The organism is Salinicoccus jeotgali, from assembly GCF_039538805.1.
Lineage (GTDB): Bacteria > Bacillota > Bacilli > Staphylococcales > Salinicoccaceae > Salinicoccus > Salinicoccus jeotgali.
The window spans coordinates 92,090-115,564 of sequence record NZ_BAABCK010000023.1; the positions used below are offsets into that span (position 1 = coordinate 92,090).

The 23,475-nt window shown below is 44.4% G+C and carries 26 protein-coding genes and 1 other RNA gene; all 27 read left to right on the plus strand.

Annotated elements, in window-relative coordinates; all coding sequences use genetic code 11:
• The first annotated feature begins 87 nt into the window (after nt 1–87).
• The 27 genes from ABD734_RS07465 to ABD734_RS07590 all read left to right on the plus strand — a co-directional run bounded on the left by ABD734_RS07465 (nt 88) and on the right by ABD734_RS07590 (nt 23,473).
• Nucleotides 88–426: a hypothetical protein gene (locus tag ABD734_RS07465; RefSeq protein ID WP_344703010.1), complete on the plus strand. Its 339-nt coding sequence runs from the start codon at nt 88–90 to the stop codon at nt 424–426.
• Nucleotides 414–953 (plus strand): SLOG family protein, encoded by a 540-nt coding sequence (locus ABD734_RS07470; RefSeq protein ID WP_344703012.1) that lies wholly within the window; start codon nt 414–416, stop codon nt 951–953. Before ABD734_RS07465 ends, ABD734_RS07470 begins: the two co-directional genes overlap by 13 nt.
• 4 nt (nt 954–957) lie before the next feature.
• The gene (gene gpsB / locus ABD734_RS07475; RefSeq protein WP_344703014.1) at nt 958–1,284 is read left to right on the plus strand and encodes a cell division regulator GpsB; all 327 of its coding nucleotides are present in this window, start codon (nt 958–960) and stop codon (nt 1,282–1,284) included.
• 12 nt (nt 1,285–1,296) lie between these two features.
• Nucleotides 1,297–1,675: RNase P RNA component class B (rnpB, locus tag ABD734_RS07480), an RNA gene on the plus strand.
• A gap of 89 nt (nt 1,676–1,764) precedes the next feature.
• Nucleotides 1,765–2,895, plus strand: coding sequence for a THUMP domain-containing class I SAM-dependent RNA methyltransferase (locus ABD734_RS07485; RefSeq protein ID WP_344703016.1), 1,131 nt, complete (start codon nt 1,765–1,767; stop codon nt 2,893–2,895).
• Entirely contained in the window at nt 2,896–6,255 is a 3,360-nt protein-coding gene (locus ABD734_RS07490; protein ID WP_344703018.1) for a dynamin family protein, read from the plus strand.
• A gap of 3 nt (nt 6,256–6,258) precedes the next feature.
• Entirely contained in the window at nt 6,259–7,107 is an 849-nt protein-coding gene (locus ABD734_RS07495; RefSeq protein ID WP_344703020.1) for a sulfurtransferase, read from the plus strand.
• Nucleotides 7,097–7,969, plus strand: a complete 873-nt coding sequence (locus ABD734_RS07500) for a 5'-3' exonuclease (protein ID WP_344703022.1) — start codon at nt 7,097–7,099, stop codon at nt 7,967–7,969. Before ABD734_RS07495 ends, ABD734_RS07500 begins: the two co-directional genes overlap by 11 nt.
• A gap of 10 nt (nt 7,970–7,979) precedes the next feature.
• Nucleotides 7,980–8,375, plus strand: coding sequence for a ribonuclease HI family protein (locus ABD734_RS07505; RefSeq protein ID WP_344703024.1), 396 nt, complete (start codon nt 7,980–7,982; stop codon nt 8,373–8,375).
• A gap of 63 nt (nt 8,376–8,438) precedes the next feature.
• Nucleotides 8,439–8,612 carry a zinc-finger domain-containing protein gene (locus ABD734_RS07510; RefSeq protein ID WP_344703026.1) on the plus strand — a complete coding sequence of 58 codons (174 nt, stop codon included), beginning with the start codon at nt 8,439–8,441 and terminating at the stop codon, nt 8,610–8,612.
• Nucleotides 8,613–8,622: 10 nt separating this feature from the next.
• Nucleotides 8,623–8,904: a NifU N-terminal domain-containing protein gene (locus tag ABD734_RS12020; RefSeq protein WP_425568375.1), complete on the plus strand. Its 282-nt coding sequence runs from the start codon at nt 8,623–8,625 to the stop codon at nt 8,902–8,904.
• Between the two features lie 35 nt (nt 8,905–8,939).
• On the plus strand, nt 8,940–9,734 hold the full coding sequence (locus ABD734_RS07515; RefSeq protein ID WP_425568376.1) for a virulence factor: 795 nt from the start codon (nt 8,940–8,942) through the stop codon (nt 9,732–9,734).
• A gap of 1 nt (nt 9,735) precedes the next feature.
• Nucleotides 9,736–10,176 carry a BrxA/BrxB family bacilliredoxin gene (locus ABD734_RS07520; protein WP_344703028.1) on the plus strand — a complete coding sequence of 147 codons (441 nt, stop codon included), beginning with the start codon at nt 9,736–9,738 and terminating at the stop codon, nt 10,174–10,176.
• A 211-nt stretch (nt 10,177–10,387) separates the two neighbouring features.
• Entirely contained in the window at nt 10,388–11,341 is a 954-nt protein-coding gene (locus ABD734_RS07525; RefSeq protein ID WP_344703030.1) for a thymidylate synthase, read from the plus strand.
• A 7-nt stretch (nt 11,342–11,348) separates the two neighbouring features.
• Nucleotides 11,349–11,825 (plus strand): dihydrofolate reductase, encoded by a 477-nt coding sequence (locus ABD734_RS07530; protein ID WP_344703100.1) that lies wholly within the window; start codon nt 11,349–11,351, stop codon nt 11,823–11,825.
• Nucleotides 11,826–11,845: 20 nt separating this feature from the next.
• Nucleotides 11,846–12,394 (plus strand): DUF2140 family protein, encoded by a 549-nt coding sequence (locus ABD734_RS07535; protein WP_344703032.1) that lies wholly within the window; start codon nt 11,846–11,848, stop codon nt 12,392–12,394.
• Nucleotides 12,395–12,406: 12 nt separating this feature from the next.
• Nucleotides 12,407–12,928 carry a peptide-methionine (S)-S-oxide reductase MsrA gene (gene msrA / locus ABD734_RS07540; RefSeq protein WP_344703034.1) on the plus strand — a complete coding sequence of 174 codons (522 nt, stop codon included), beginning with the start codon at nt 12,407–12,409 and terminating at the stop codon, nt 12,926–12,928.
• 1 nt (nt 12,929) lies between these two features.
• Complete coding sequence (gene msrB, locus ABD734_RS07545) at nt 12,930–13,355, plus strand: peptide-methionine (R)-S-oxide reductase MsrB (protein ID WP_344703036.1); 426 nt, start codon at nt 12,930–12,932, stop codon at nt 13,353–13,355.
• A 33-nt stretch (nt 13,356–13,388) separates the two neighbouring features.
• Nucleotides 13,389–13,889 (plus strand): PTS sugar transporter subunit IIA, encoded by a 501-nt coding sequence (locus ABD734_RS07550; RefSeq protein WP_344703038.1) that lies wholly within the window; start codon nt 13,389–13,391, stop codon nt 13,887–13,889.
• Nucleotides 13,889–14,110, plus strand: coding sequence for a YozE family protein (locus tag ABD734_RS07555; RefSeq protein WP_344703039.1), 222 nt, complete (start codon nt 13,889–13,891; stop codon nt 14,108–14,110). Before ABD734_RS07550 ends, ABD734_RS07555 begins: the two co-directional genes overlap by 1 nt.
• A 30-nt stretch (nt 14,111–14,140) precedes the next feature.
• Nucleotides 14,141–14,860, plus strand: coding sequence for a purine-nucleoside phosphorylase (gene deoD, locus ABD734_RS07560; protein WP_344703042.1), 720 nt, complete (start codon nt 14,141–14,143; stop codon nt 14,858–14,860).
• A gap of 116 nt (nt 14,861–14,976) precedes the next feature.
• Complete coding sequence (locus ABD734_RS07565) at nt 14,977–16,563, plus strand: S41 family peptidase (protein WP_344703044.1); 1,587 nt, start codon at nt 14,977–14,979, stop codon at nt 16,561–16,563.
• 99 nt (nt 16,564–16,662) lie between these two features.
• Nucleotides 16,663–17,739 carry an undecaprenyldiphospho-muramoylpentapeptide beta-N-acetylglucosaminyltransferase gene (locus ABD734_RS07570; protein ID WP_344703046.1) on the plus strand — a complete coding sequence of 359 codons (1,077 nt, stop codon included), beginning with the start codon at nt 16,663–16,665 and terminating at the stop codon, nt 17,737–17,739.
• Nucleotides 17,739–18,365 (plus strand): phosphatase PAP2 family protein, encoded by a 627-nt coding sequence (locus tag ABD734_RS07575; RefSeq protein WP_344703048.1) that lies wholly within the window; start codon nt 17,739–17,741, stop codon nt 18,363–18,365. The genes ABD734_RS07570 and ABD734_RS07575 overlap by 1 nt, the downstream gene beginning before the upstream one ends.
• A gap of 185 nt (nt 18,366–18,550) precedes the next feature.
• Nucleotides 18,551–19,225 carry a response regulator transcription factor gene (locus tag ABD734_RS07580; protein ID WP_344703050.1) on the plus strand — a complete coding sequence of 225 codons (675 nt, stop codon included), beginning with the start codon at nt 18,551–18,553 and terminating at the stop codon, nt 19,223–19,225.
• Nucleotides 19,222–20,586 (plus strand): HAMP domain-containing sensor histidine kinase, encoded by a 1,365-nt coding sequence (locus tag ABD734_RS07585; protein WP_344703051.1) that lies wholly within the window; start codon nt 19,222–19,224, stop codon nt 20,584–20,586. Before ABD734_RS07580 ends, ABD734_RS07585 begins: the two co-directional genes overlap by 4 nt.
• Before the next feature lie 112 nt (nt 20,587–20,698).
• On the plus strand, nt 20,699–23,473 hold the full coding sequence (locus ABD734_RS07590) for a 2-oxoglutarate dehydrogenase E1 component (protein ID WP_344703053.1): 2,775 nt from the start codon (nt 20,699–20,701) through the stop codon (nt 23,471–23,473).
• The last annotated feature ends 2 nt before the right edge of the window (nt 23,474–23,475 follow it).

Consider the following 23,475-nt stretch of genomic DNA (forward strand, 5'->3'; position numbering starts at 1 on the left):
CACCTTTCGTTATTGTGTATGATGATATATCATTATACAATATTTACGCTGACTTAAACATTGATAATTATAGGAGGTGCAGCATTTTTGTCAAGAAACCCCTCTTTTTCCGAACTGCGCGCATTGCTTGATGAAGTTGCCCGGAGGTACGAGAAGGCCAGGGCAGGATATGAATTCGACTTCGATGAGGAGATCGAACCATTCCTTAAAGGAAACGAAGAAACAGTAATGTCCATAAGGAACATGAAGACGGACTTCCGCTTCAACGCTGCCACCCGTAAAAAAGCCGAAGAGGAATTCATGGAACTCCTGATGGCTTGCCATATGCGGCGCTTCAGTAAGAAAGTCTACCGCGAGAAATACAAATTCCTCAACATGTGGCTGGCCCACGCCGAAAGGGAGGCGTTATTCGGATGCGGACACTGATCGCCGGCTACAGGCCTTATGAGCTTGGTATATTCAAATCGTCACAGCCTGAAGCCCAGGTGCTTAAAGACTTCATGAAATTCAAATTGAAGGAATACATCGATAACGGCACCGAATGGTTCATCATCCAAGGGTACACCGGCATCGAGTTCTATGCCGCCTTGGCGATGATCGAGCTGAAAGAGGAATATACATTCAAATATTCTGTGCTGAAGCCCTTCCACGGGTTCGACGACCGATACAAAGAGGATGACGCGCTGCTGTTGCACCAGATTTTAGATAACAGCGATCATCATCAGTTCATCTTCGACAGACCTTACGAATCTCCGCGTATGTTCCCGATGATCAACCGATTCCTGATCGCCCATTCGGATCAGGCCCTCGTCGTCTATGATGAGCAGGCCGATTCAAAAACCCGATTCATATATGATCAAATGCTTGAACTAAAGGAAGATAGGCCGTATAATATTGAAAGAATACAATTTGACGAAATCAATGCTTTCATAGATTCCGCTTATGAGAGGTGATACAATGAGCGAGTACACGCTGAAGCTTTCAGCAAAAGATATATTCGAGAAAGAATTCGAAAAATCTATCAGAGGGTTCAAGCCGATTGAAGTAGATAGTTTCCTTGATGATGTGATCAGCGACTATCAGAAGATGGCTGACATGAATAATAGCCTCAAAAGACTGGAAGATGAGAATGTCCGCCTCAAAAAGGAAGTAGAGGAACTTAGGATCCGTGTAGCGACTAAATCACGCTCCGTTGATAACCAGACACAAAACCACCAGATCGACATACTCAAACGCTTGAGCAATCTGGAGAAAAAGGTGTTTGGACAGTCTAAAGTAAATTGATTCAAACCGGTACGTCTCGGATAATCGCTATGCACTCTGATGCATAGAGGAAAGTCCATGCTCACACACTTCTGAGATGAGTGTAGTGTTCGTGCTTGACGAAACAATAAGTCAGGGCAGCTCAAGGCTGACGGCGACGACAGGACCTAAGTGAGAATATGGTCCCAGTAGTCATAAATGTGCCACAGTGACGTAGCTTCTGCAGAAATGCAGAAGGTGGAACGCGGTAAACCCCTCGAGTGAGCAATCCAAATTTGGTAGGAGCACTTTCCAATGGGAATTCAACCGGCGGAGAGATACTACTTTGTAGTATAGACAGATGATTATCACCACTGTGCGAGTGTAACTAGTGCACATGACAGCACGGTGGTACAGAACATGGCTTACAGAGACACCGGACTAGACACGCTCTCCATTACGAAATGGGGAGCTTTTATTTTATAAATTATGGGTCATACATAAAAAAGAGAGGGTTTTTAGATGCAATTCAAACTGCTGGCAAACACACCAATGGGCGTAGAGAGGGTCGTCGCCGATGAAATAGAGGCACTTGGCTATCCTGCGACACTCGAAAATGGACGGGTCTATTTTGAGGGGGATGAAGCGGCCATCATCCGGACAAACTTGATGATGCGCACAGCCGACCGCATCCGCATCATAGTCGGGGACTTTGAAACGACATCCTTTGACGATCTTTTTGAACAGACGAAGGCATTGCCGTGGTCGGACATCCTCGGTCCGGCGGCTGCGTTCCCGGTTACAGGCCGTTCCCATAAGTCGACGCTGTACAGTGTACCCGACGTACAACGCATCGTGAAAAAAGCCATCGTCGAACATCTTAAAGAAGCATTCAACATAAAAGGCAAGCTGCCTGAAAACGGTCCAAGATACAAAGTGGACATCGCCCTCCTGAAAGACCGGGCAGTGCTGACCATCGATACAAGTGGCGATGCCCTCCATAAACGCGGCTACCGTACGGGACAAGGGGAGGCGCCGATCAAAGAAACGTTGGCCGCCACCATGCTCAAACTGGCCAACTATGACGGCTCGAAAACTTTGATAGATCCCTTTGCGGGTTCCGGCACCATCGCGATTGAAGCTGCATTGATGGCGCTTAATATCGCACCCGGTTCAAACCGTACTTTTGATGCTGAAAAATGGGATATCATCCCGGAGGCGGATTGGCAGAATATGCGTATGGAGTTGGAAGAGGCGGCTCTTTATGAGCGGGACATCAAAATCATCGCCGCCGATATCGACCCTGAGATGATATCTGTCGCTAAAGATAATGCCCTCGAAGTCGGCCTGCAGGATGACATCGAATTCCTGGTGTCCGACATCCATGATTTTGAGATTGAAGATGAAGATGCCCAACTGGTGACCAATCCACCTTACGGCGAACGCATCGGGGAGGCAAAAGAAGTCGAAGAGATGTACAGACGGCTTGGCGATATGATGACTGCCGACCCGACACTGAGCGTCTACCTGCTGACTTCAAATAAAATGTTCGAACATATAGTAGGGAAGCGCGCGACGAAGCGCCGCAAACTGTTCAATGGCTATATAGAGACCACATACTTCCAATATTGGGGAAAGCGGGGGAATGAATAATTGTCTGGAACCACTATCCTTGAAACCCTGTATAAATTACGGAAAGAGATCCTGAAGTCCAACAATGCATTTCTAGTGTCACAGATTGACCATGCCATTATGAAAACTTACAGGGACCAGCTTGTATTTTCATTCATCGGCCACTTCTCTGCAGGGAAATCCAGTTTGGTCAACCATCTTCTCGACCGCGATATCTTGCCTTCTTCGCCAGTGCCGACCACAAGCAACACCGTATCGGTGGAAATCGGTGAATCGGAGGAGATCCAGGCCTTTATCGACCAATATAGATATATTCCACTCGAAGACTACAGTGCGCTTAGGGAGTTGAACACCGGCGACTTGGACATCGCTTCAATTTCCATGACAGTCACCCACCCTGTATTCAAGGAAAAGACGGTCTTCCAGGATACGCCAGGTGTCGATTCCAGAACTGATAGTCATGAGGACAGTGCCAACCGCTTCCTATTGAACAGTGACTACATCTTTTTTACAGTCGAATACAATCATGTCGAAAGCGATCATAATTTAAGGTTGCTAAAAGAGATTTCAGAAATGAACATCCCGTTCTCCCTGATCATCAATCAGATTGATAAGCATGACGACCAGGAACTGTCGATGGACACTTTTATCGCGCGCATCAAAAAGACATTAAGTCAGTGGCGCATCATGCCGGAGAAAGTGTTTACAACCTCCATCTATGATTCTCCGCATAATGATGTAGAAGCACTGGTTGCGCACATCTCACAAGTCGAATCACACCGCGGGGCATATGAGGCGGCGTACCATGAACGCATTGTAGACAATATCGAGAGTCGTCAACTGCATTATCTGGATGACCAGATCTCTTCTCTGCAGGAGCGTCTGGGACTTGAAGAGGGTATTGAGAAGGATGTTGTAGAGGACCATATCAATTATCTCGAGAAGGAAGATGACCAGAACAAGATTGCAGCACTGCACTCCAACCCAGACCAATTGAAGACACATATACAGGAGAAACTGAAGGCGATCGCAAAGGACAGCTACCTATATCCCCACCCCGTGAAGTCTGCGATCACCGAATTTTTGAAGGTGTTATCCGGAGACATCAAACCAGGGGGGTTCTTTGGCAAGCAAAAGAAGTACCAATCATTATATGAGTCCCACCGCACAAAGATCGGTGAAGAGATCCAACCCGTCATCCAATCCGAAATAAACGCCCCGGTGAATGCCCTCTTTGATACGCTCGCTCTAGAGGGGCCCCCTTTCCGATACATTTGGAATGATGAACTGCTGTCTGAGGAAAACATCACCGCCCTGTCTTCCCAGTACATCATGAACTATTTGGATAAGTTGAAAGTCAGGATTGAAAAAGACGTCACCGCATCTGCATTGACCCATGCCGCCACATTATCCGCAACCACTGAAGGGGCGCGGACTGAAGACCATTCGGACGAGATTGATGAATCGAAACATCTGGCGGCATTGCTTGCCTTGAAGGAGTCGCTTGACACTGCCAACTACAGGCATTTCTATATCCATCTGGACGACGAAACCGAAAAACTTGAACTGACGGAAGCAGTGAGCCGTGATGTCGCCCACACCGAAGCGGAGCGCCCCGAATCGAAGGGGTATGAAGCACCTGCACCACAAGATATGGACATCGACCCGTTCGAACATATCCTAAAGATTCTAAAACCGCATCCGCGGTATGCGGAGTTCGCTGCAATAATCAACGATAAGCTCAAACGCATCCATGACGGTAAAGTCAACATCAGCGTCTTCGGTGGCTTCAGCGCCGGTAAAACGACGTTCATCAATGCATTGATGGGCCAGGCCCGGCTGACCGCAAGTCCGAATCCGACCACCGCCACGATCACTGAGATATCGAACGAAGGCGAGTCCCGGGCACTTTATAAGACAGAAGCGGATATCGTCCAGTCGCTGCAGGTGATCACCAATCAGGATGGTCAAGCCATCAATGATTTCATCCCTTGGATCAAACGCCATAAAAATAATGTCAAAGAAGCTTATATTCCGTTCCTAAATGGCATATTGACGCATTACGACGCCCATCGGGATGATCTGGGCAAGGAAATCAGCATGTCCGAGGATGCACTTATAGAAAAGATCAGCGCAGACGAAGAAGCTATCTTCATCCATAAAGCATACCTGTCCATCGATAATGAATTGACACAGCGCTTTTCCATCATCGATTCACCAGGCATAAACTCGATCAACGAACGCCATACAGAGGAGACGCACCGCATCATCTCAGACAGTGATATGATCATATACGTCTCCTACTACAATCATGTCTTCAGCCGTTCTGATGAGCGCTTCCTGCAGTATATAAAGTCGATAAAGGGCAGCGCCTTCCCGATCATCTTCATTATCAATGCGGTAGACCTGATGCGGACCGAGGCAGACTTGGAAAAAGTTATGGACTATACCCACGAGTCGCTTGATCACCTCGAGATCAGCCACAAAGTGTTTCCGGTCTCAAGCAAACAAGCAGTGGCGTCACATAATGATCAGTTTGAAGCGGCTAAGGCGGAAATCATCGAGATTGCCAACAGCAATGCCATCGGCATGCAGTATCAGTCCCTTAGGGAAACGGCCAATCAACTGGAAGCAGCAGTGGCTTCCAATATGCGGCGGTACCATAATCAGAATGAGGAAAAAGATCGCATTGAAACGCTGCGGCGCCGCCTCCTTGAAACACTTGCTGACTACAGTGCGCAGCAATTTGCCCAAACCTTGCATCAGGAGATCGACATCATCCTCTCCCATACTGAAAAGCAGCTGAAACTTAAACTCTATGATTACTTGAAATATTTGATATCGGTTGGGGACATAAAAGAACGGAATTTCATCGCCGACAATCTGACGGCGCTCTCCAATGACATCAATCAGCACCTTGGACTTGAACTCGCCACAAGTTTCAACGCAGTCTACCACAAGGCAGATGCCGAGCTTACGCAGTCCTTGACAACCATCAACGAAGACTTGGGCGCAGCCATGATCGCCAGTCGTATTGAAGACGGGCGTGTGCCGAGGCCACAGCCGGAACTACGCATCGATCCGCAAGTCCTGTTGGACCATCAAAAAGCACTTCATAAATCGAGGAGTCAGCCTAAAGCATTCAGGAGCCTCCTACTCGAACTGTCCGAGGCGATTGTCGCATCCATCGATTTCGAAACGCTAAAAAAAGAACTGATGCAGATGGCAGATGAGTATCTGAAAGCCAAAGACGCCGTTTTGGATGATGCACTCAACACTGTCTCACAAGCATTGAATGAACCGCTTGATGACATCAGTGAAACGGATTATGAAGAAGACCAGGCACTTTTCGAACAACTGAAAAGGCATAAAGGAGATTGAGAAATGATTATCGACAGTATCGAAAATAATCTACGCGGCACACAGTTCGTGCCCGTCGATTGCCGTAATGTCATGGATGATCTAGACGCATCCGCCGCGATGGTAGCGGACGAACCATATCTAGGCCGCCATGTCCCCCAAAAGCCATGGATGTTCACATCAGAAGGATTGAATGAAGGGCGTCATCCCATACCACCAGGCTCAGTGGTAGGCGCACTTTATGCTGCACTGAAGCAAGATGTGGATGCCGAGCTGCTTCTGTTGGATAAAGAGGACGCATTCTTCCATACGCGCCTCTATTATCTATTCAAGCTCTATGGCTTCCATGCTGTACTGTGGAATGACTCATGGGAGAATCTTAAAGATCCCGGCCTCACGCTACTGGAGCACACGCCTTCCTTACCGGATGAAGTTGATGAATCCCGTGATGTACAGCCTCCAGATGCATCGATGCTCGCCACACTCGAAGACGTAGAGCATGCCGTGGGCACTGATGATGTGCTGCTGATCGACGTCAGGGCACACAAACGCTACCTCGGTGACACTGAACCGATCGACTTTAAGAAAGGGCATATACCAGGGGCTGTAAATATCCCGTATTCCGACGTCTTCAGATCGGGCCGTCTGGATATGGGCAGCCTGGAACACCTCAGACCCTTCCTGTCGGAATTCAAGGAACTTATAGTCTATTGCGGCTCGGGCATGAGTGCGACTCCGCCATATTATGTACTCGACAACATGGGGGTGCCGGTGCGCCTTTATGGCGGCAGCTTCTCGGAATGGATCCTCCATCACGATGTGGAAATCGGTGAGTCGGATATGCATGAAAGGATGGCAAAATTTGAAGGATAAAAATCTGATAATAGACGGCATGGCCCTCTTGTTTCGCCATTTCTACGCGACCAGTTTCAGGCAGCAGTTCATGTACAGTGCTTTCGACAGACCGACCAACGGCGTGCAGGGTGTTGTGCGCCATGTCTTCAAACTGGTCGAAACCTTGCAGCCGACCCGGCTCATCATCACATGGGATATGGGATCACAGACGATCCGCAATGATTGGTATCCAGACTATAAAAAGAATCGCACAGCCCCGCCCGATGAGCTGATTCCGCAATTCGACCACATCAAGGAAGTATTTGATGACCTCGGCATCTTCCAGATCGGCATCAGAGGCTACGAAGCGGATGACATTATCGGTACGCTATCAACTGCGCTCGACGATGTCGTGATGGTCAGCGGTGACCGCGACCTTCTGCAGCTTTTGGATGAAGAAAATGAGTTGTGGCTGACTAAGAAAGGCTATACCGAATACCATCACTACACAAAAGAACGTTTTATAACGGAACATGGCATCACCCCTAGGCAATTCGTCGATGTAAAGGCGCTGATGGGGGATGCAAGTGACGGATATAAAGGCGTCAAGGGCGTGGGCGAGAAAACCGCATTCAAACTGATCCGGGAATATGGCAATATAGATAATATGCTGACTAATCTCGACACCCTGACTCCAGCACTGAAAAAGAAGATTGAAGTGGATATGGCATCTTTAAGGATTGCCCATCAGTTGGCGAAGATCATTACCGATGTCCCGCTTGACGCAAATGAGATAAGTGAATCGAGCATACTGCGCCTGTCCCTTCAGGACGTCGATCAGGTGCTCTTGGCACATGATTTGTCCATCGCCAGAAAATATGTAGGGAAGCTCGGTCTCTAGGAGGGTCTGTATGACGCGTGTATATATAGATGCAGCAGCAAGCACCAACCCGAAGGCCGCTGCCGGCGCTGTAGTCTTCAAGGATGACTCAGCACAAAAAGAATTCACCACGTATCTCGGGGAGATGGATAACCATGAGGCGGAGTGGGCGGTTTTGGAATTTGCTGTAGATAAGGCGCTTGAGCATGGTTTCCACTCATTGATCATCCACACCGATTCAAAAGTCATTGCAGATAGTTTCGATAAAAACCACGTCAAAAATAAAGTGTTCCGAAAATATTTTATGAGTGTTTCAGACAAGATAGGCGAATTGACATTGTTCATCATCAGCTGGACCCCGAGGAATAAAAATAGACATGCTGATGCACTCGCAAAAGATGCACTGTTCAGGCACCGGAAAAACTGATTGGGTGGCCTTGCCTTTTTTTATGGAAGGAACTTCGTTATAATCATTGGAGGAGGTTGAAAAGTGAATACAGATGTACTTGATAAAATTAATGATCTAGAAGAAAAGTACTGTCACGGCTGCCTTCTCAAAGAATTGAACCGTTCCGAAGGCACGAGGACAGCTGCACATAATTTCTGCATCCATGAGTGTTCGGTCGGTATTTCGATCCGTACACATGGCAATAAACTTCAATAGGAGGATTATAATGGAAATTGTAAAAATTGAACCTACACCAAGCCCTAATACAATGAAAATCACTGTGAGTGAAGAGAAGAAGGAAATGAAGTCATCGACTTATCGTGCTGTTTCAGATGATGCACCTGAGTTCATCAACCGTGTACTTGAATTGGAGGATGTGACCAGCGTCTTTCACGCCCTCAATTTCATATCAGTTGATAAGTCGCCGAAGGCAGACTGGGAAACGCTCATTCCCCAGATCGAGCAGACTTTCGATTCCAGCAATGACGACGAAGTAAAAAAAAACTAGAATCTGAAAATGCCTTTGGGTCCGTCTCGGCCCAAGTGCTTACATTCAAGGGCATACCTTACCAGATTAAGCTCAACGATGGCCAAGAACACCGCAAGCAGCTGCCAGAACGTTTCACCGATGCTGTTGAAGCGGCAACCCTTCCTGAAGACAACATCATCATGCTCAGGAAATGGGAGGATTATGGCACTAGGTACGGGGAGCCTGAATCAATCTTCCAGGAGTTGACTGAAGAGCTTGAAGCGCTTCATGATGATGAAGTGCTTAAGACCATGGTAGAGGAAGCAAAGACAAAGAAGACACCGGAACCAAAACGCTACTTCAAAGTAGAGAAGTCCGACTTCACTGCACGCGACAACTGGAAGGAACGCCTGTGGCTGCTCAATCATATGGAGACACCCACACAGGATGATTATCCCATCCTATCAATTGCCCTAGACGATGAGAAGATGCAGATCAGGCGGGAAGCGGTGAGCCTGCTGGCAATGATTGAGGAGCGTGAGACGCTGCCTTACCTTAAAAAAGCCCTGCAGGATCGTTCTGTACCTGTCAGACGGACTGCTGGTGATGCGTACAGTGACCTTGGATACAAAGAAGGGTTGCCGGACATCTATCCCTTACTCGGCGACAAGAGTCCGATTGTACGGTGGCGTGCAGCAATGTTCATATATGAGGTCGGCGATGAAGAAAGCTTATCTCATTTAAAGGCGCATAAAGATGATCCGCAGTACGATGTAAGGCTGCAGATCGAAATGGCCATCACCCGGATAGAGCAGGGCGAGGAAGCCCTCGGTAGCGTATGGAAGCAAATTCAGGAAAGGGAGCGATAATATGAACGCCTATGAAGAGTACATGAAGGAAATGGCACGTCCGATGCGAGAGGAATTGACTGGCATATCTTTCAATGACCTTACTACAGCAGAAGAAGTCGATCAGTTCATGAAGGATATCGGCAAAGATGAAACGGCATTTGTGGTTGTAAACAGCGTCTGTGGTTGTGCAGCGGGACTCGCACGACCTGCTGCCGTAACTGTAGCAGAACAGAACCCCATCAAGCCGGATCATAAAGCAACGGTATTCGCCGGCCAGGACAAGGAAGCGACTGAACGTATGCGTGATTACATTGGTCAAGCGCCTTCCAGTCCTTCCATGGCCCTTTTCAAAGGGGATGCACTTGTTCATTTTGTACCCCGGGAAAATATTGAGGGTCGGGATGTGCATGACATCATGATGGACTTGAAAGAAGCGTTTGATGAAAACTGTTCAAAATAAAAACAGGAAAGGCCAAGCCTTTCCTGTTTTTATTGGATAGGATCTACTCAAAAATACTCATCGACATCAAATAGAGAGCAAGAAGAGTGAGACCGACCGTCATAAATATTTCCATGATCGACACCCCAAATCAAATAAATTTTTTACTGTTTTAATTGTATTCAATGTATATTATATATAAAGACGTCCAAAAAGAAAAGGGGAGGATCTAATGAATACTTTTGATGATACTTATCATGAGCTTATGAAAAAAATCAAAAGCGAGGGCAGTTACAAGAATGACCGCACCGGGACCGGCACATATTCGTTGTTTGGTTATCAGATGCGCTTTGACCTTAAAGAAGGATTCCCGTTACTGACAACCAAAAAGGTGCTTTTCAAAATGCTTGCAACAGAATTGATATGGTTCATACGCGGGGATACGAACATACGTTTCCTGCTTCAATACAACAATAATATATGGAACGAGTGGGCGTTTAAAAATTGGGTCGAATCCGCAGAATATGAAGGCCCGGATATGACCGATTTCGGACGCCGTGCGCTGGAAGATGAATCATTCAATGAAACTTACAAAGAAGAGATGGCGCGTTTTAAAAATAAAATTTTGGAAGATGATGCATTCGCCGAGGAATACGGTGATCTTGGAAATGTCTATGGCAAGCAATGGCGCCATTGGCAAGGCCCGGACGGCTCGTTTACCGATCAGTTGAAGAACGTAGTCGAAAGCATCAAAAAGAATCCGGATTCAAGAAGACATATCGTTACGGCGTGGAATCCTGCCGAAATCGATGGTATGGCATTACCACCATGCCACGCCTTCTTCCAATTCTATGTAAACGATGGGAAGTTGAGTCTGCAGCTCTATCAGAGAAGCGGAGATGTTTTCCTGGGCGTACCATTCAATATAGCAAGCTATGCGCTATTGCTTGAGCTCGTTGCACGGGAGTGTGGTCTGGAGGCGGATGAATTCGTCCATACCTTGGGAGATGCGCATATCTACACTAACCATATGGACGCAGTAAATGAACAGCTCGCCCGTAAGAGCTTCAGTCCTCCTAAAATAAAAATAAAAGGCAATAGATCAATGTTCGAGCTGGAATATGAAGATTTCGAAGTCATCGACTATGACTGCCACCCTTATATCAAGGCACCAATAGCCGTCTAGGAGGAGAATCATGATATCTTTAATAGTCGCTTATGCCGACCAATCTGTAATTGGCTTTAAAAATGAAATGCCCTGGCATCTTCCCGAAGATCTTAAACATGTAAAGCAACTGACGGAAGGGAATACAATCGTCATGGGGCGTAAGACATTCGAGTCTTTGGGACGTCCCCTACCCAATAGGCGTAATGTGGTATTGACGCGCGATGAAACTTTCAGTGCAGAAGGCATCGATGTCATCAATCATATTGATGCAATCAATTCCTTGGAGGGAAAAGTATTCATCTTTGGAGGGAGCACCATCTATGATCAGACGATGCACCTTGTAGAGGAAATGCATATCACCCGCATTCACAGACGCTTCGCTGGTGATACATTCTTTCCCGATTATGATCCTTCCGAATGGGAATTGGTCGATAAGATTGAAGGGACTCAAGATGAAAAAAACAGATATCCTTATGAATTCCTGCACTATAGACGCAAATGAATAATGAGAGGAGTGGGGGCTTGAACGTCTGGAAATCTCTCTTCGCAATACTGCTGTCCATCAATATTCTGTTCATCATCTGGGTAACCATTACATTCAGCAATTCATACGATCTGCCTGATGAGAAAAACGGTAATTATAATACAGCAGAATCGGGTATAGAGTTGAAGATGACCAATCAGTCAGTGCAATCCATCCTCAACGATGTAATCGATGATGACTCCATTCAGATTTCTGTGGGTGAAGCAGGCATCTACTTTAAGGCTGTGCAGAGTGTCCTTGGCATTGACGTAGAGACTTCTCTGAACTTGGAGCCTGTCTCTATAGGTGAAGAACTTGTCTTTGCAGTAAAAGATATCGATGTTGCCGATCTGCCGCTCACCCAAGATATGTTCTACTCAATCATCAAAAATCAAAGCGACCTCCCAGAAGGCATCCGTTTTGATGAAGATGAGCGTGCACTATTAATCAACATCAAAGCATTAACGCAGGATTTTAAAATGGAAGTGGAAGTCGAAAAGATTGATTACCGGAATGACGAGTGGTATTTTTCAATAATAAATGATTAAGAGGTGAGTAATTTGTCAACAGCTACACTAGCAGGAGGATGTTTCTGGTGCCTGGTCAAACCATTCGACCAATTTGATGGTGTCAATTCCGTCGTGTCTGGCTATTCGAATGGACATGTGGAAAACCCTACGTACCAGCAAATCTCAACCGGCACAACAGGACATGTTGAGGCCGTTCAAATTGATTTTGATGAAACTGTAATGCCTTACGAAAAACTATTGAATATCTTTTTCCAGACTTTCGATCCAACTGATACAGAAGGTCAGTTTGGTGATAGAGGCCCGCAGTATGCACCGGCTGTTTTCTATCATGATGACAAGCAAAAAGAAATTGCAGAATCTGTAATTGCAGATTTGGACAAACAGAATATATTCAATGGTCCGATAAAAACACCTGTTTTACCTTACAAAAACTTCTATAGAGCTGAAGAAGAACATCAGGATTTCTATAAAACCAACAGTGCCCATTATAATGCGTACTTTAAAGGTTCCGGCAGAAAAGCATTCATAGAAAAGCATTGGGGGATGAAATAAAATGGCAATAGAACGTCATGAATCAGAGTTATCACCAGAAGAATATAGTGTAATGAAGGATAATGGGACTGAACCACCATTCCAGAATGAATATTGGAATCACTACGAGGATGGCCTTTATGTCGATAAATTAAAAGGCACACCGTTATTCACTTCGAGGGATAAATTCGCCTCCGATTGCGGTTGGCCAAGTTTTGCCAAAACAATTTCAGAGGATGTAAGTGAAAAATTCGATGAATCCTTCGGGATGCGTAGAACTGAAGTGAGGAGTGAAGCTTCAGACAGCCATCTTGGCCATGTCTTCGAAGATGGCCCTAAAGAATTGGGTGGCTTGCGCTACTGCATCAATTCAGCCGCTATGGACTTCATACCGAAAGATGAACTCGAAGAAAAAGGTTATGGGGAATACCTCAAATTATTCGATTGAATTTCAAATCCATTTTGATAGGAGAGTAAAATTATGTTCAAAAATCTATTTGGTAAAAAAGACAATGCTGAGAAGAAATTGGAAATCACAAGTCCGTTGAACGGTGAATATGTAAAACTTGAAGATATCCCAGACCCGGTCTTCGCCGAAAAAATGATGGGCGAAGGGTTTGGCGTCAATCCTTCCGACGGTGAAGTCGTTGCGCCCGTCTCCGGGACAGTCATGCAAGTATTTCCAACAAATCATGCAGTCGGACTCAGGACTGCCAATGGGCTGGAAGTTCTGATCCATATCGGTCTTGAGACTGTAGCTATGAAAGGTGAGGGCTTCACAGGCCATGTTTCAGAAGGAGATTCCGTCGAAAAAGGGGATCCACTTGTCACTTTCGATATGGAACTGGTAAAATCAGAAGCGAACAGCACCATTTCTCCTGTCATCATCACGAATAGTGATATGCTGGATGAATTCAAGGTTGAGGATGTCACCAACTTAAACAGGGCCGACACTGTAGTTGTGACCGCTACCGTCAAATAATGAAGAATCATTCGTTCTACCAGTACATGAAAATAAGAAAAGGTGAAAACTCACCAATCGGAGGTTTAGCCGAACATATCTTAAAAGATCCCATGTTCCCGAAATATTCCACTGAATATCCTGAGGTTACGGAATACCTTGAGAACAATCCATATGAAGATATGCCGCTTTCGCATTTTGATACTGCTTTTGACGATTACCTCAACTGGCTGCAGCATTAAGACAACTTAAGATAAAGGAGCAATAAAACAATGAGTATTCATATCAATGCCAAAAAAGGTGATATCGCCGATACTATACTACTGCCGGGAGATCCACTGCGCGCGAAATATATCGCTGAGAACTTCTTGGATGATGTCACTTGCTATAATGAAGTCCGTAACATGCTCGGATTTACAGGGTACTACAAAGGAAAACGCATTTCCGTCCAAGGGACTGGTATGGGAGTACCTTCAATTTCCATTTACATCCATGAACTTATGGACGAGTATGGCGTTAAAAACCTGATACGTGTTGGAACTTGCGGTGCTATACAAAAAGATGTCGAAGTAAGGGATGTTATACTTGCCCAAAGCGCATCAGGAGATTCGTATCAGAACCGTAAACTTTTCAAGAACATTGATTTTGCTCCAACATCCGATTTCGAATTGCTGCTCTCAAGTTATAATGAAGCGCAGAAAAAGGGCATGAATGTTAAAGTCGGAAACATATTCACAGCTGATTCCTTCTATGATGAGAATGGCAATATTGAACAGTTGGCGGAATATGGAGTATTGGCGCTTGAAATGGAATCCACTGCATTGTTTACAATCAGTAAAAAATTCAATGCCAGGGCGCTTTCAATTCTGACGGTTTCCGATCACGTGTTAACGGGTGAAGCAACTTCAAGTGAAGAAAGACAAACTTCTTTCAATGAAATGATAGAGGTTGCCTTAGAAGCAAGCCTGCCATTCATTGGAGAAGAAAAATAATTCCAAAAGAAAGGAAAGGTGTCGACACCTTTCCTTTTTACATATATTTGTTTAATTTTCATCTTTAAACTGGTAAACTGTTACTTAATTATTCAAGTAGAAATTAGGTGTAGATTTTGAAAGAAGAGCATGATTCAAATAATCCCCGAAAAGTCGGGGCCAAACATATAAATATCAATTTTTTCTGGTTCCTCATCATAATACTTACTTCCATCATACTTTCTGCAGTTATTACTGCGTTGAGCCTTGAAGCAGGCAATGAAAAAGCAGTGAATGTAGGTACTGATACCAGGAGTGAGTTTTCCAAACTCTATAGTGTCTATGACACCATCACTGACAACTACTACGATGATGTCGACAAAAACGCACTGATAGAGTCATCAATACAGGGAATGGTTGAAGGTCTCGACGACCCCTACAGCGAGTACATGAACAACGAGGAAATCGCTTCGTTCGAAGAATCCGTCAGTGGAGACTTCGAAGGTATAGGCGCAGAAGTGATGCAGGAAGGCAGTCGCATTATCATCACATCTCCAATGCGGGGTTCTCCGGCTGAAGAAGCCGGAGTCGAGCCTGGCGATGAAATACTTGCAGTTGATGATGAGCCAGTGGAAGGTATGAATGTACAAGAAGCAGTTCAACTTATCCGCGGGGAGAAAGGTACGGATGTCACCCTTACTCTTGTAAGAAATGAGGGGGACCCATTTGAGATTACGATTACCCGTGATACCATCCATATCGATAGTGTTACCTATGAAGAGGTAGATGGAGTCGGCCATATCAGCATAAACAGATTCCAAAGAGGCACCAATGATGAATTCGAAGCTAAATTGAATGAAGCTGCAGAAGCCGATATTGAAGACCTTATCATCGATTTCAGAAATAACCCGGGCGGTCTCTTGGATGAGGCAGTCGGCATGATCAACCAATTCATCGATGAAGGGGAAACTGTACTTTATCTAGAAGAGAATGGGGGAGAACGAAAAGAAATTACAGCACCTGGACCTTCAAATGAAAACACGGACGACTTTAATCTATATATAATGATTAATGAAGGTTCAGCGAGTGCTTCCGAAGTCTTCACCGGAGCAATGGACGATTTGACTGATGTCACAATTGCCGGCACAGAGTCATTCGGTAAAGGTATTGTTCAACAGACAATCGAATTCGGTGATGATTCCCTTCTCAAGTACACTGATACAAAATGGCTTACGCCAGAAGGCAATTGGATTCATGAGAAAGGTATCACACCGGATATCCGACTAGTGAACCCTGATTATTACAGAGTCGAAATGCTTGGGCCTGATGAAGTCTTTACAGAAGGCATATCCGATGAAACTGTTCCTTCCATCAAGGTCGCGCTCGATACTCTCGGATATGCAGTGGATGATTTTGATGAGTCCTACGATAAGAAGCTGACGAAAACAGTGATGAAGTTCCAGGCTGATAATGATCTCGAACAGACAGGCAACGTCACTGGCGAGACAGCCACTGCCATAATGAGTGAGCTGCGGACCTACATCAATGAAAACGATGCGCAACTCAATTATCTTGTGGATTATATCAATGGTGATTATACACGTCCTGAAATCGAAGAGTATGCAAAAGAACATGCGGAAATACTTGAAATGCAGAAACCAGAAGAAGACGATTCAGAAGAAAGTTCTGAAGAGTCCCCTGACGAAGAAGATACAGAAGAATAATCCAGAAGCCGTATGAACATAATGTTTATGCGGCTTCTGATTGTACAGCAAGTCAAAATAGTTTAAAGTAATTACAATAGAACAGTAATGGAGGAAAGTATGGAACTTAAAAAAAGAAAAGTTGCCCTTACCGGAGGCGGAACTGTGGGACACGTCATGCTTAATAAATTGATGATTCCATGCCTGATAAACCGGGGGATAGAACCTATCTACATCGGATCGAAAAAAGGAATTGAGAAAGAAATAATCGGTGCAACATCGATCAAATACTACAACATCTCGAGTGGTAAGTTAAGACGCTATTTCTCGATGGAGAACCTTAAAGATGTAACACGCGTTGCAAAGGGCATCGGTGATGCCAGAAAAATTCTTAAGAAAGAAAAGGTGGAATTTGTATTTTCAAAAGGGGGGTTTGTCAGCGTGCCTGTAGTACTGGCCGCCAGATCACTCGGCATACCTGTATATATCCATGAGTCTGACATTACACCTGGCCTGGCAAATAAAATTGCCGTTAAGTTTGCCACACAGATTTTCGTCACATTCAAAAAAACCCTAGACTATCTGCCACAAAATAAAACTGAATATCTGGGCCCTGTAATACGTGACGAATTGACACGTGGATATGATGAGATTGGGTATGAACTTACAGGATTCACTCCTGAAAAACCTGTAATGATAGTGATGGGGGGATCACTTGGCGCGAAATCAATCAACAACTTCATCAGGAAGAATCTCGACGTGCTGACTAACGAATGGCAGATTATCCATCTGTGCGGTAGAGGAAACTATATTGAGGGGCTGGATAATCCGAATTATAAACAATTTGAATTCGTCAAAAAAGAATTGCCGCATCTTATGAAAATTTCCAAGATTGCAGTTGGCCGTAGTGGCTCCAATGCAATCTACGAGTTTTTGCTGAATGAAAAACCAATGATCCTCATCCCACTTCCTAAAGGACAAAGCCGGGGAGATCAGGTTGAGAATGCAGATTATTTTAAAGAGAAAGGATATGCAGAAGTCATTGATGAAGAGGTACTCGGCATAGATACTTTCCAAGAGGCCGTGAACCGCATCCGAGACGATGAAGATGAGATACTTGCCAGAATGAAGCAATTTGATGCAGGTTTCCGTCCAAAGGACCTGGTGGATATGCTGGTGGATAAGGAGGCGGATTAATGAGCCGCACAAAGAAATTTTCGCTTTTCATGGTATTCGTTCTGATCTTCGGTACCATTGCACTATTCCATGAATCACGGGTCGGCCGCTGGGTGGACAAAGAAGTTTACGAACTTATATATGCTTCTGAGAGTTTCATCACTACAGCATTGATGCTTGGCTTTACCCAAGTCGGAGAAGTCCTCTCAATGATTATATTATCAGTGATGATGATTACTATATTGATGCTCTATAGATTAAAGTATGCGACTTTATTTCTGATCATATCCATGCTCTCCAGCAGCATACTTGTCCCAGTGCTGAAGAATTCCTTTGATAGAGAAAGGCCTTCGATGCTCCGGCTGATAGAAATTACAGGATTCAGTTTCCCGAGTGGCCATGCAATGGGTTCGACCATCTTTTTTGGCTCGTTGATGGTTCTGGTGAAAAACAGTTCCCTCAATCACAAGACCTTACTTTATAGTCTCGCGGCGTTTTTTATAATAATGATTTCATCATCACGGGTATACCTAGGCGTACATTATCCAACTGATGTAATAGCTGGAATTGTCGGAGGTATTGCTGTAGTGACAGGTACAAGTTTTATTATGCATAAAAAGCTTGACAGAACTCGTCTACAACGATAAAATTTTAATTGAAAATGATTCTCAATGAGAATAAGCCCCCCTTATTAATCTAATCATTTTCAAAAACTATATATCCTTTCTAAGTGGTATGGCTGTTTTTCAGCTATACCACTTTTTGTTGCTATCCTTTCTTAGAAATGAAGATTAGTGATATGATATGTAAAAAGAATGATAGGAAGATTACGATGAAACAAATACTTGTAGTCGAGGATGAGCTCAATCTTGCCCGTTTTATAGAACTTGAGTTGACGCATGAAGGGTATGGAGTCACATCAGCTTCGGATGGCGAAGATGGGTTGAGGAAAGCAATGGAAAATGATTATGACTGCATTCTCCTTGATCTCATGTTGCCCGGATTAAACGGTCTTGAAGTATGTAGAAGGCTAAGAAAGGAAAAAGACACTCCGATCATCATCATCACTGCGAAAGGGGAGACGTATGATAAAGTCATAGGTCTTGATTATGGTGCCGATGACTACATTGTCAAACCTTTTGAAATCGAGGAGCTTCTCGCAAGAATCAGAGTGATTATGAGACGCTCACCATCTAAAGGGAATGCAAGCGAGATACTCAGTACCAATGGCATCAAGATAAATTCCGACGCCCACCATGTCTCCGTTGACGGCAATCCAATCGAATTGACGAAGACTGAATATGATCTTTTGTATCTGCTGATGAAGAATGCCGGGATCGTGCTCCAAAGAGAGACTATTCTAGACCATGTATGGGGATATGAAAGTGAAGTTGAAACGAATGTAGTGGATGTCTACATCAGATACTTAAGGAATAAATTGAAGCCCTATAATAAGCACAAGCTGATTGAAACTGTAAGGGGAGTAGGGTATGTGATCCGAACATGAATAAGAAATCGTTGAAGTATAAATGGCTGAGGCTATCCACCCTGATTATATCAGTAACCTATCTGATCTTCAGTTCGATGCTCATATATTTCACCAGTATATATTTGAAGGATCAGGAGTACCGTTCAGTCGATAGAAGTATTGAAGAATTGGAAAGCTTATATGAAACGCAACCGATCAACACCATAAGCCAGGATGAAGTGTATTCAAGCCTATATGACAGACAGAAGATGATACTCTATACCCAAGGTGGCGAGGAGGTCTTCAGCGCCACTACCGGTATACCGATGAAGCTTGATATTGATTTGGAAGCTGTTTCTGAACGGGAAATAAAGGAGTCTGAAATCGATCAGGAAGATTTTCTTATAGGCAGCACCAAAATTGATTCACAGTATTGGGATGGTTACATTTCAGTCATCCATCCCTTGAACTCATACAATTCAGTGATCCGCATGATGATGTTCATAGCAACAGTAGTTGGTTTCATGTCGATTCTCTTCACCTCCGTCATCAGCTACTTCTTTTCCAATAGGATGGTGCGCCCAATCAGGAAGATTGCGAACCAATTGAAACGGATCGAAGAGCAAGGCTTTTCTGAACGTCTGAAGATTACAACCAATTCAGAAGAAACGGACTATATGATCGATTCATTCAACCATCTGATGGATTCACTGGAACAATCCTATAATCAGCAGAAACAATTCGTCGAGGACGCCAGTCATGAACTACGGACTCCCCTCCAGATTATCCAGGGGCATCTGAAATTAATAAGCAGATGGGGAAAGCATAAGCCTGAAGTTCTGGATGAGTCATTGGGCATATCCATCGACGAACTGAGACGGATTAATAAATTGGTCGAAGAACTCTTGATCCTTACAAAGAACGAAGGTAAACCCGATATGAATATGGAGAAGGTGGATATTAACGAAGAGGTCAGAAGCCGTGTTGAATCTATGAGGAAACTCCATTCTAATTATACTTTCACACTTGACTTGGAAGAAGAACCGATCAAATATATGATCAACCCCTACCACCTCGAACAGATACTCGTCATATTTCTTGATAACGCCATAAAATATGATAAAGATAGATGTCACATAATGATTACTACAGAAATGAAAGAAGATCATTTTGACATAGTCATCATGGATTATGGCATTGGAATACCGGAAAAGGAAATCGAAGCCATATTCGATAGGTTCTATAGAGTGGATAAATCAAGGAGCAGAGAAATGGGAGGCAATGGACTCGGCCTTTCAATTGCGAAAAAGCTTATTGAAAGCTATAGGGGAAATGTCTGGCTGGAAAGCGAAGAAGGACAGTTTACGAAGGTAACAATCCGTTTTTATATGAAAAAGTGACCTAAAGTAGCTTATTCTATGTTTTGCTCTTATTATTGGCTTTAAAACCTTATTCTATAGTGCTAAAATGGAGCTGTATAAGTTAAAAAGATTCTAAAGAGGGTGTGGCAAAATGCAGGAGAAAGAACTTGAGAATGCCCCGGTACGTTTCGGCGCTAACATGGGAATGCTTCTCGAGCTTCATGAAATGTATCAGGAAGACCCAAACAGTGTAAGCGAAGAAATGCGATTCCTGTTTGAAAATCTCAGCTCGGGTGGTGCTGTTGCCGATTCTTCGGGAACTGACCATAAGAAGGTGAAGAATCTACTTCACCTCATCGACAATATAAGGCTATTTGGACATTTGAAATCGGAAATCTACCCCGTGTATGACCCTGATATAAAAAATGTGCCAAGTTTGGATTTCAAAGATTACGACCTCACTGAAGAAGATCTGAAAAATATGCCTGCTACTGTTGTCAGCGAGTATCTGAGCGATGACAACGATAATGCATATGAGGCATTAATGCAGCTTCATGACCTTTACACTGGACCGATTGCATACGAATACATGCATGTCAATGACACTGAGGAACGCCAGTGGTTCAAAGAGATGATTGCAGATCAGCGTAATTTTGAAATGTCAGATGATGAAAAGAAGCACCTCTTCAAAATGCTGGCTAAAGTAGAAGGCTTTGAAAAGTACATTCATAAAAACTTCGTTGGTGCGAAAAGGTTTTCTATTGAAGGTCTTGACTCCATTGTCCCTATGCTTGATCACTTGCTTACGCTTATGGCGGGACAGGGGATACCAAACCTTCAGATCGGTATGGCTCACCGTGGGCGTCTGAATGTACTGACGCACATTCTTGAAAAACCATATGAAATGATGATCAGTGAATTCATGCATACCGATCCTATGAAATTCCTTCCTGAAGATGGTTCCCTGGAAATAACACAGGGCTGGATGCGCGATGTCAAATATCACCTTGGAGGCGCTAAAACGCGTTCTGATAAAGGTCTTGAGCAACGTATCACCCTCGCCAACAACCCAAGTCACCTTGAAGTCGCGGGCCCTGTAGTCCTCGGCAGAACAAGGGCACAACAAGAGACTGCGAACCTTGCTGGTCGTCCAGAACAGGATACCAACAAAGCAATTGCAGCCATCATACATGGAGATGCTGCCTTCCCGGGACAAGGAATTGTGTACGAATCACTTAACCTAGGTAAATTGAAGGGCTATTCAGTCGGTGGTTCCCTGCACATCATTGCAAATAATAGGATTGGCTTCACCACTGAAGAAACAGATGCAAGGTCAACTGTCTATGCTTCAGACCCTGCACTTGGTTTCGACCTGCCTGTGATACATGTCAATGCGGATAAGCCAGAACATGTCTTGCGTGCAATGGAAATCGCCCTGAGATATAGGCAGCAATTCGGTAAGGATATCGTCATAGATGTAATCGGCTACAGAAGATATGGCCATAATGAGATGGACGAACCTTCCGCTACAAACCCACTGCTCTACAAGGAAGTCAAGTCGCGTGAAACTCTTGAAGAACTTTATGGTGCCAGACTCGTTGATGAAGATATTCTTTCTGAAGACGAGAAGCAGGAAATTATCCAGAGTGTCTTTGATGAAATGAGAGCAGCGCATGATGCCATCGATAAGAATGATACAAATATAGATGGTGACCTTAAAGCTCCGGACTCGGTGATGGAAGGTCAAGATAGTAACTCCGAAGACAATATTTCAAGGGAGAGACTCCAAAAGATTAATGATGCGCTCTTGGATTATCCAGAGAATTTCACCGTATTCAAAAAACTTTCCAAAGTCTTAGACCGTCGAAAAAAACCTTTCGAGGATGATAAAGAGCTCGTGGACTGGGCACATGCTGAAGCACTTGCTTTCGCTACAATCAATCAGGATGGCACCCCTATCCGTCTGACAGGACAGGACTCCGAAAGGGGCACATTCGCCCAAAGACATGCGGTACTCCATGATCCAGAAAGTGGTGAAGAACTTGTACCTCTTCACAACGTAGAAGATCTGAGTGCTTCATTCGATATACACAACTCACCATTATCCGAAGCTGCTGTAGTCGGATTTGATTATGGCTATAACATTGAACATAAAGATGTTATGACGATATGGGAAGCGCAATATGGCGACTTTTCAAATATGGCTCAAGTTTTATTTGATAATTTCCTATCGTCCGGGAATGCCAAATGGGGAGAAACTTCCGGCATGACCCTCTTCTTGCCACATGGACAAGAAGGTCAAGGGGCGGAGCATTCTTCAGCACGGCTTGAGCGTTACCTTCAGCTTGCGGCAGAAAATAATATGACGGTTGCAAACCTATCCAGTGCATCCAATTATTTCCATCTATTGCGTAAGCAAGCTCAATACATGGATACCGAAAAAATGAGACCTCTGGTTCTAATGACTCCAAAAAGCCTGCTTCGCAACGCAATAGTGAGTGAACCGGTTAGTGCATTCACTGAAGGTCAATTCAGGGAAGTAATCATCCCTTCCTATAAAAAGACAAAAGTCAAAAAAGTATTGATTGCAAGCGGAAAAATGGCAGTAGACCTTCTTGCTGAACAAAAGGATAATCCTGACGATGAAATCATCGTTGTAAGGCTGGAGCAGATTTATCCATTCCCATCCGAACAGCTGAAAGATCTATTGGATGATCTAAAAAATCTCGAAGAAGTGCGATTTGTTCAGGAAGAACCGAAAAATATGGGTGCATACCATTATGCGTTGCCACTATTGCTCGAGATCCTGCCTGAAAAAGTGGAATTGAACTACGTCGGAAGGTTAAGGCGTGCATCTCCTGCTGAGGGCGATGGAGAATCCTATAAACTGATACAACAAAAAATAATCGAAACTGCTTTTAAATAATA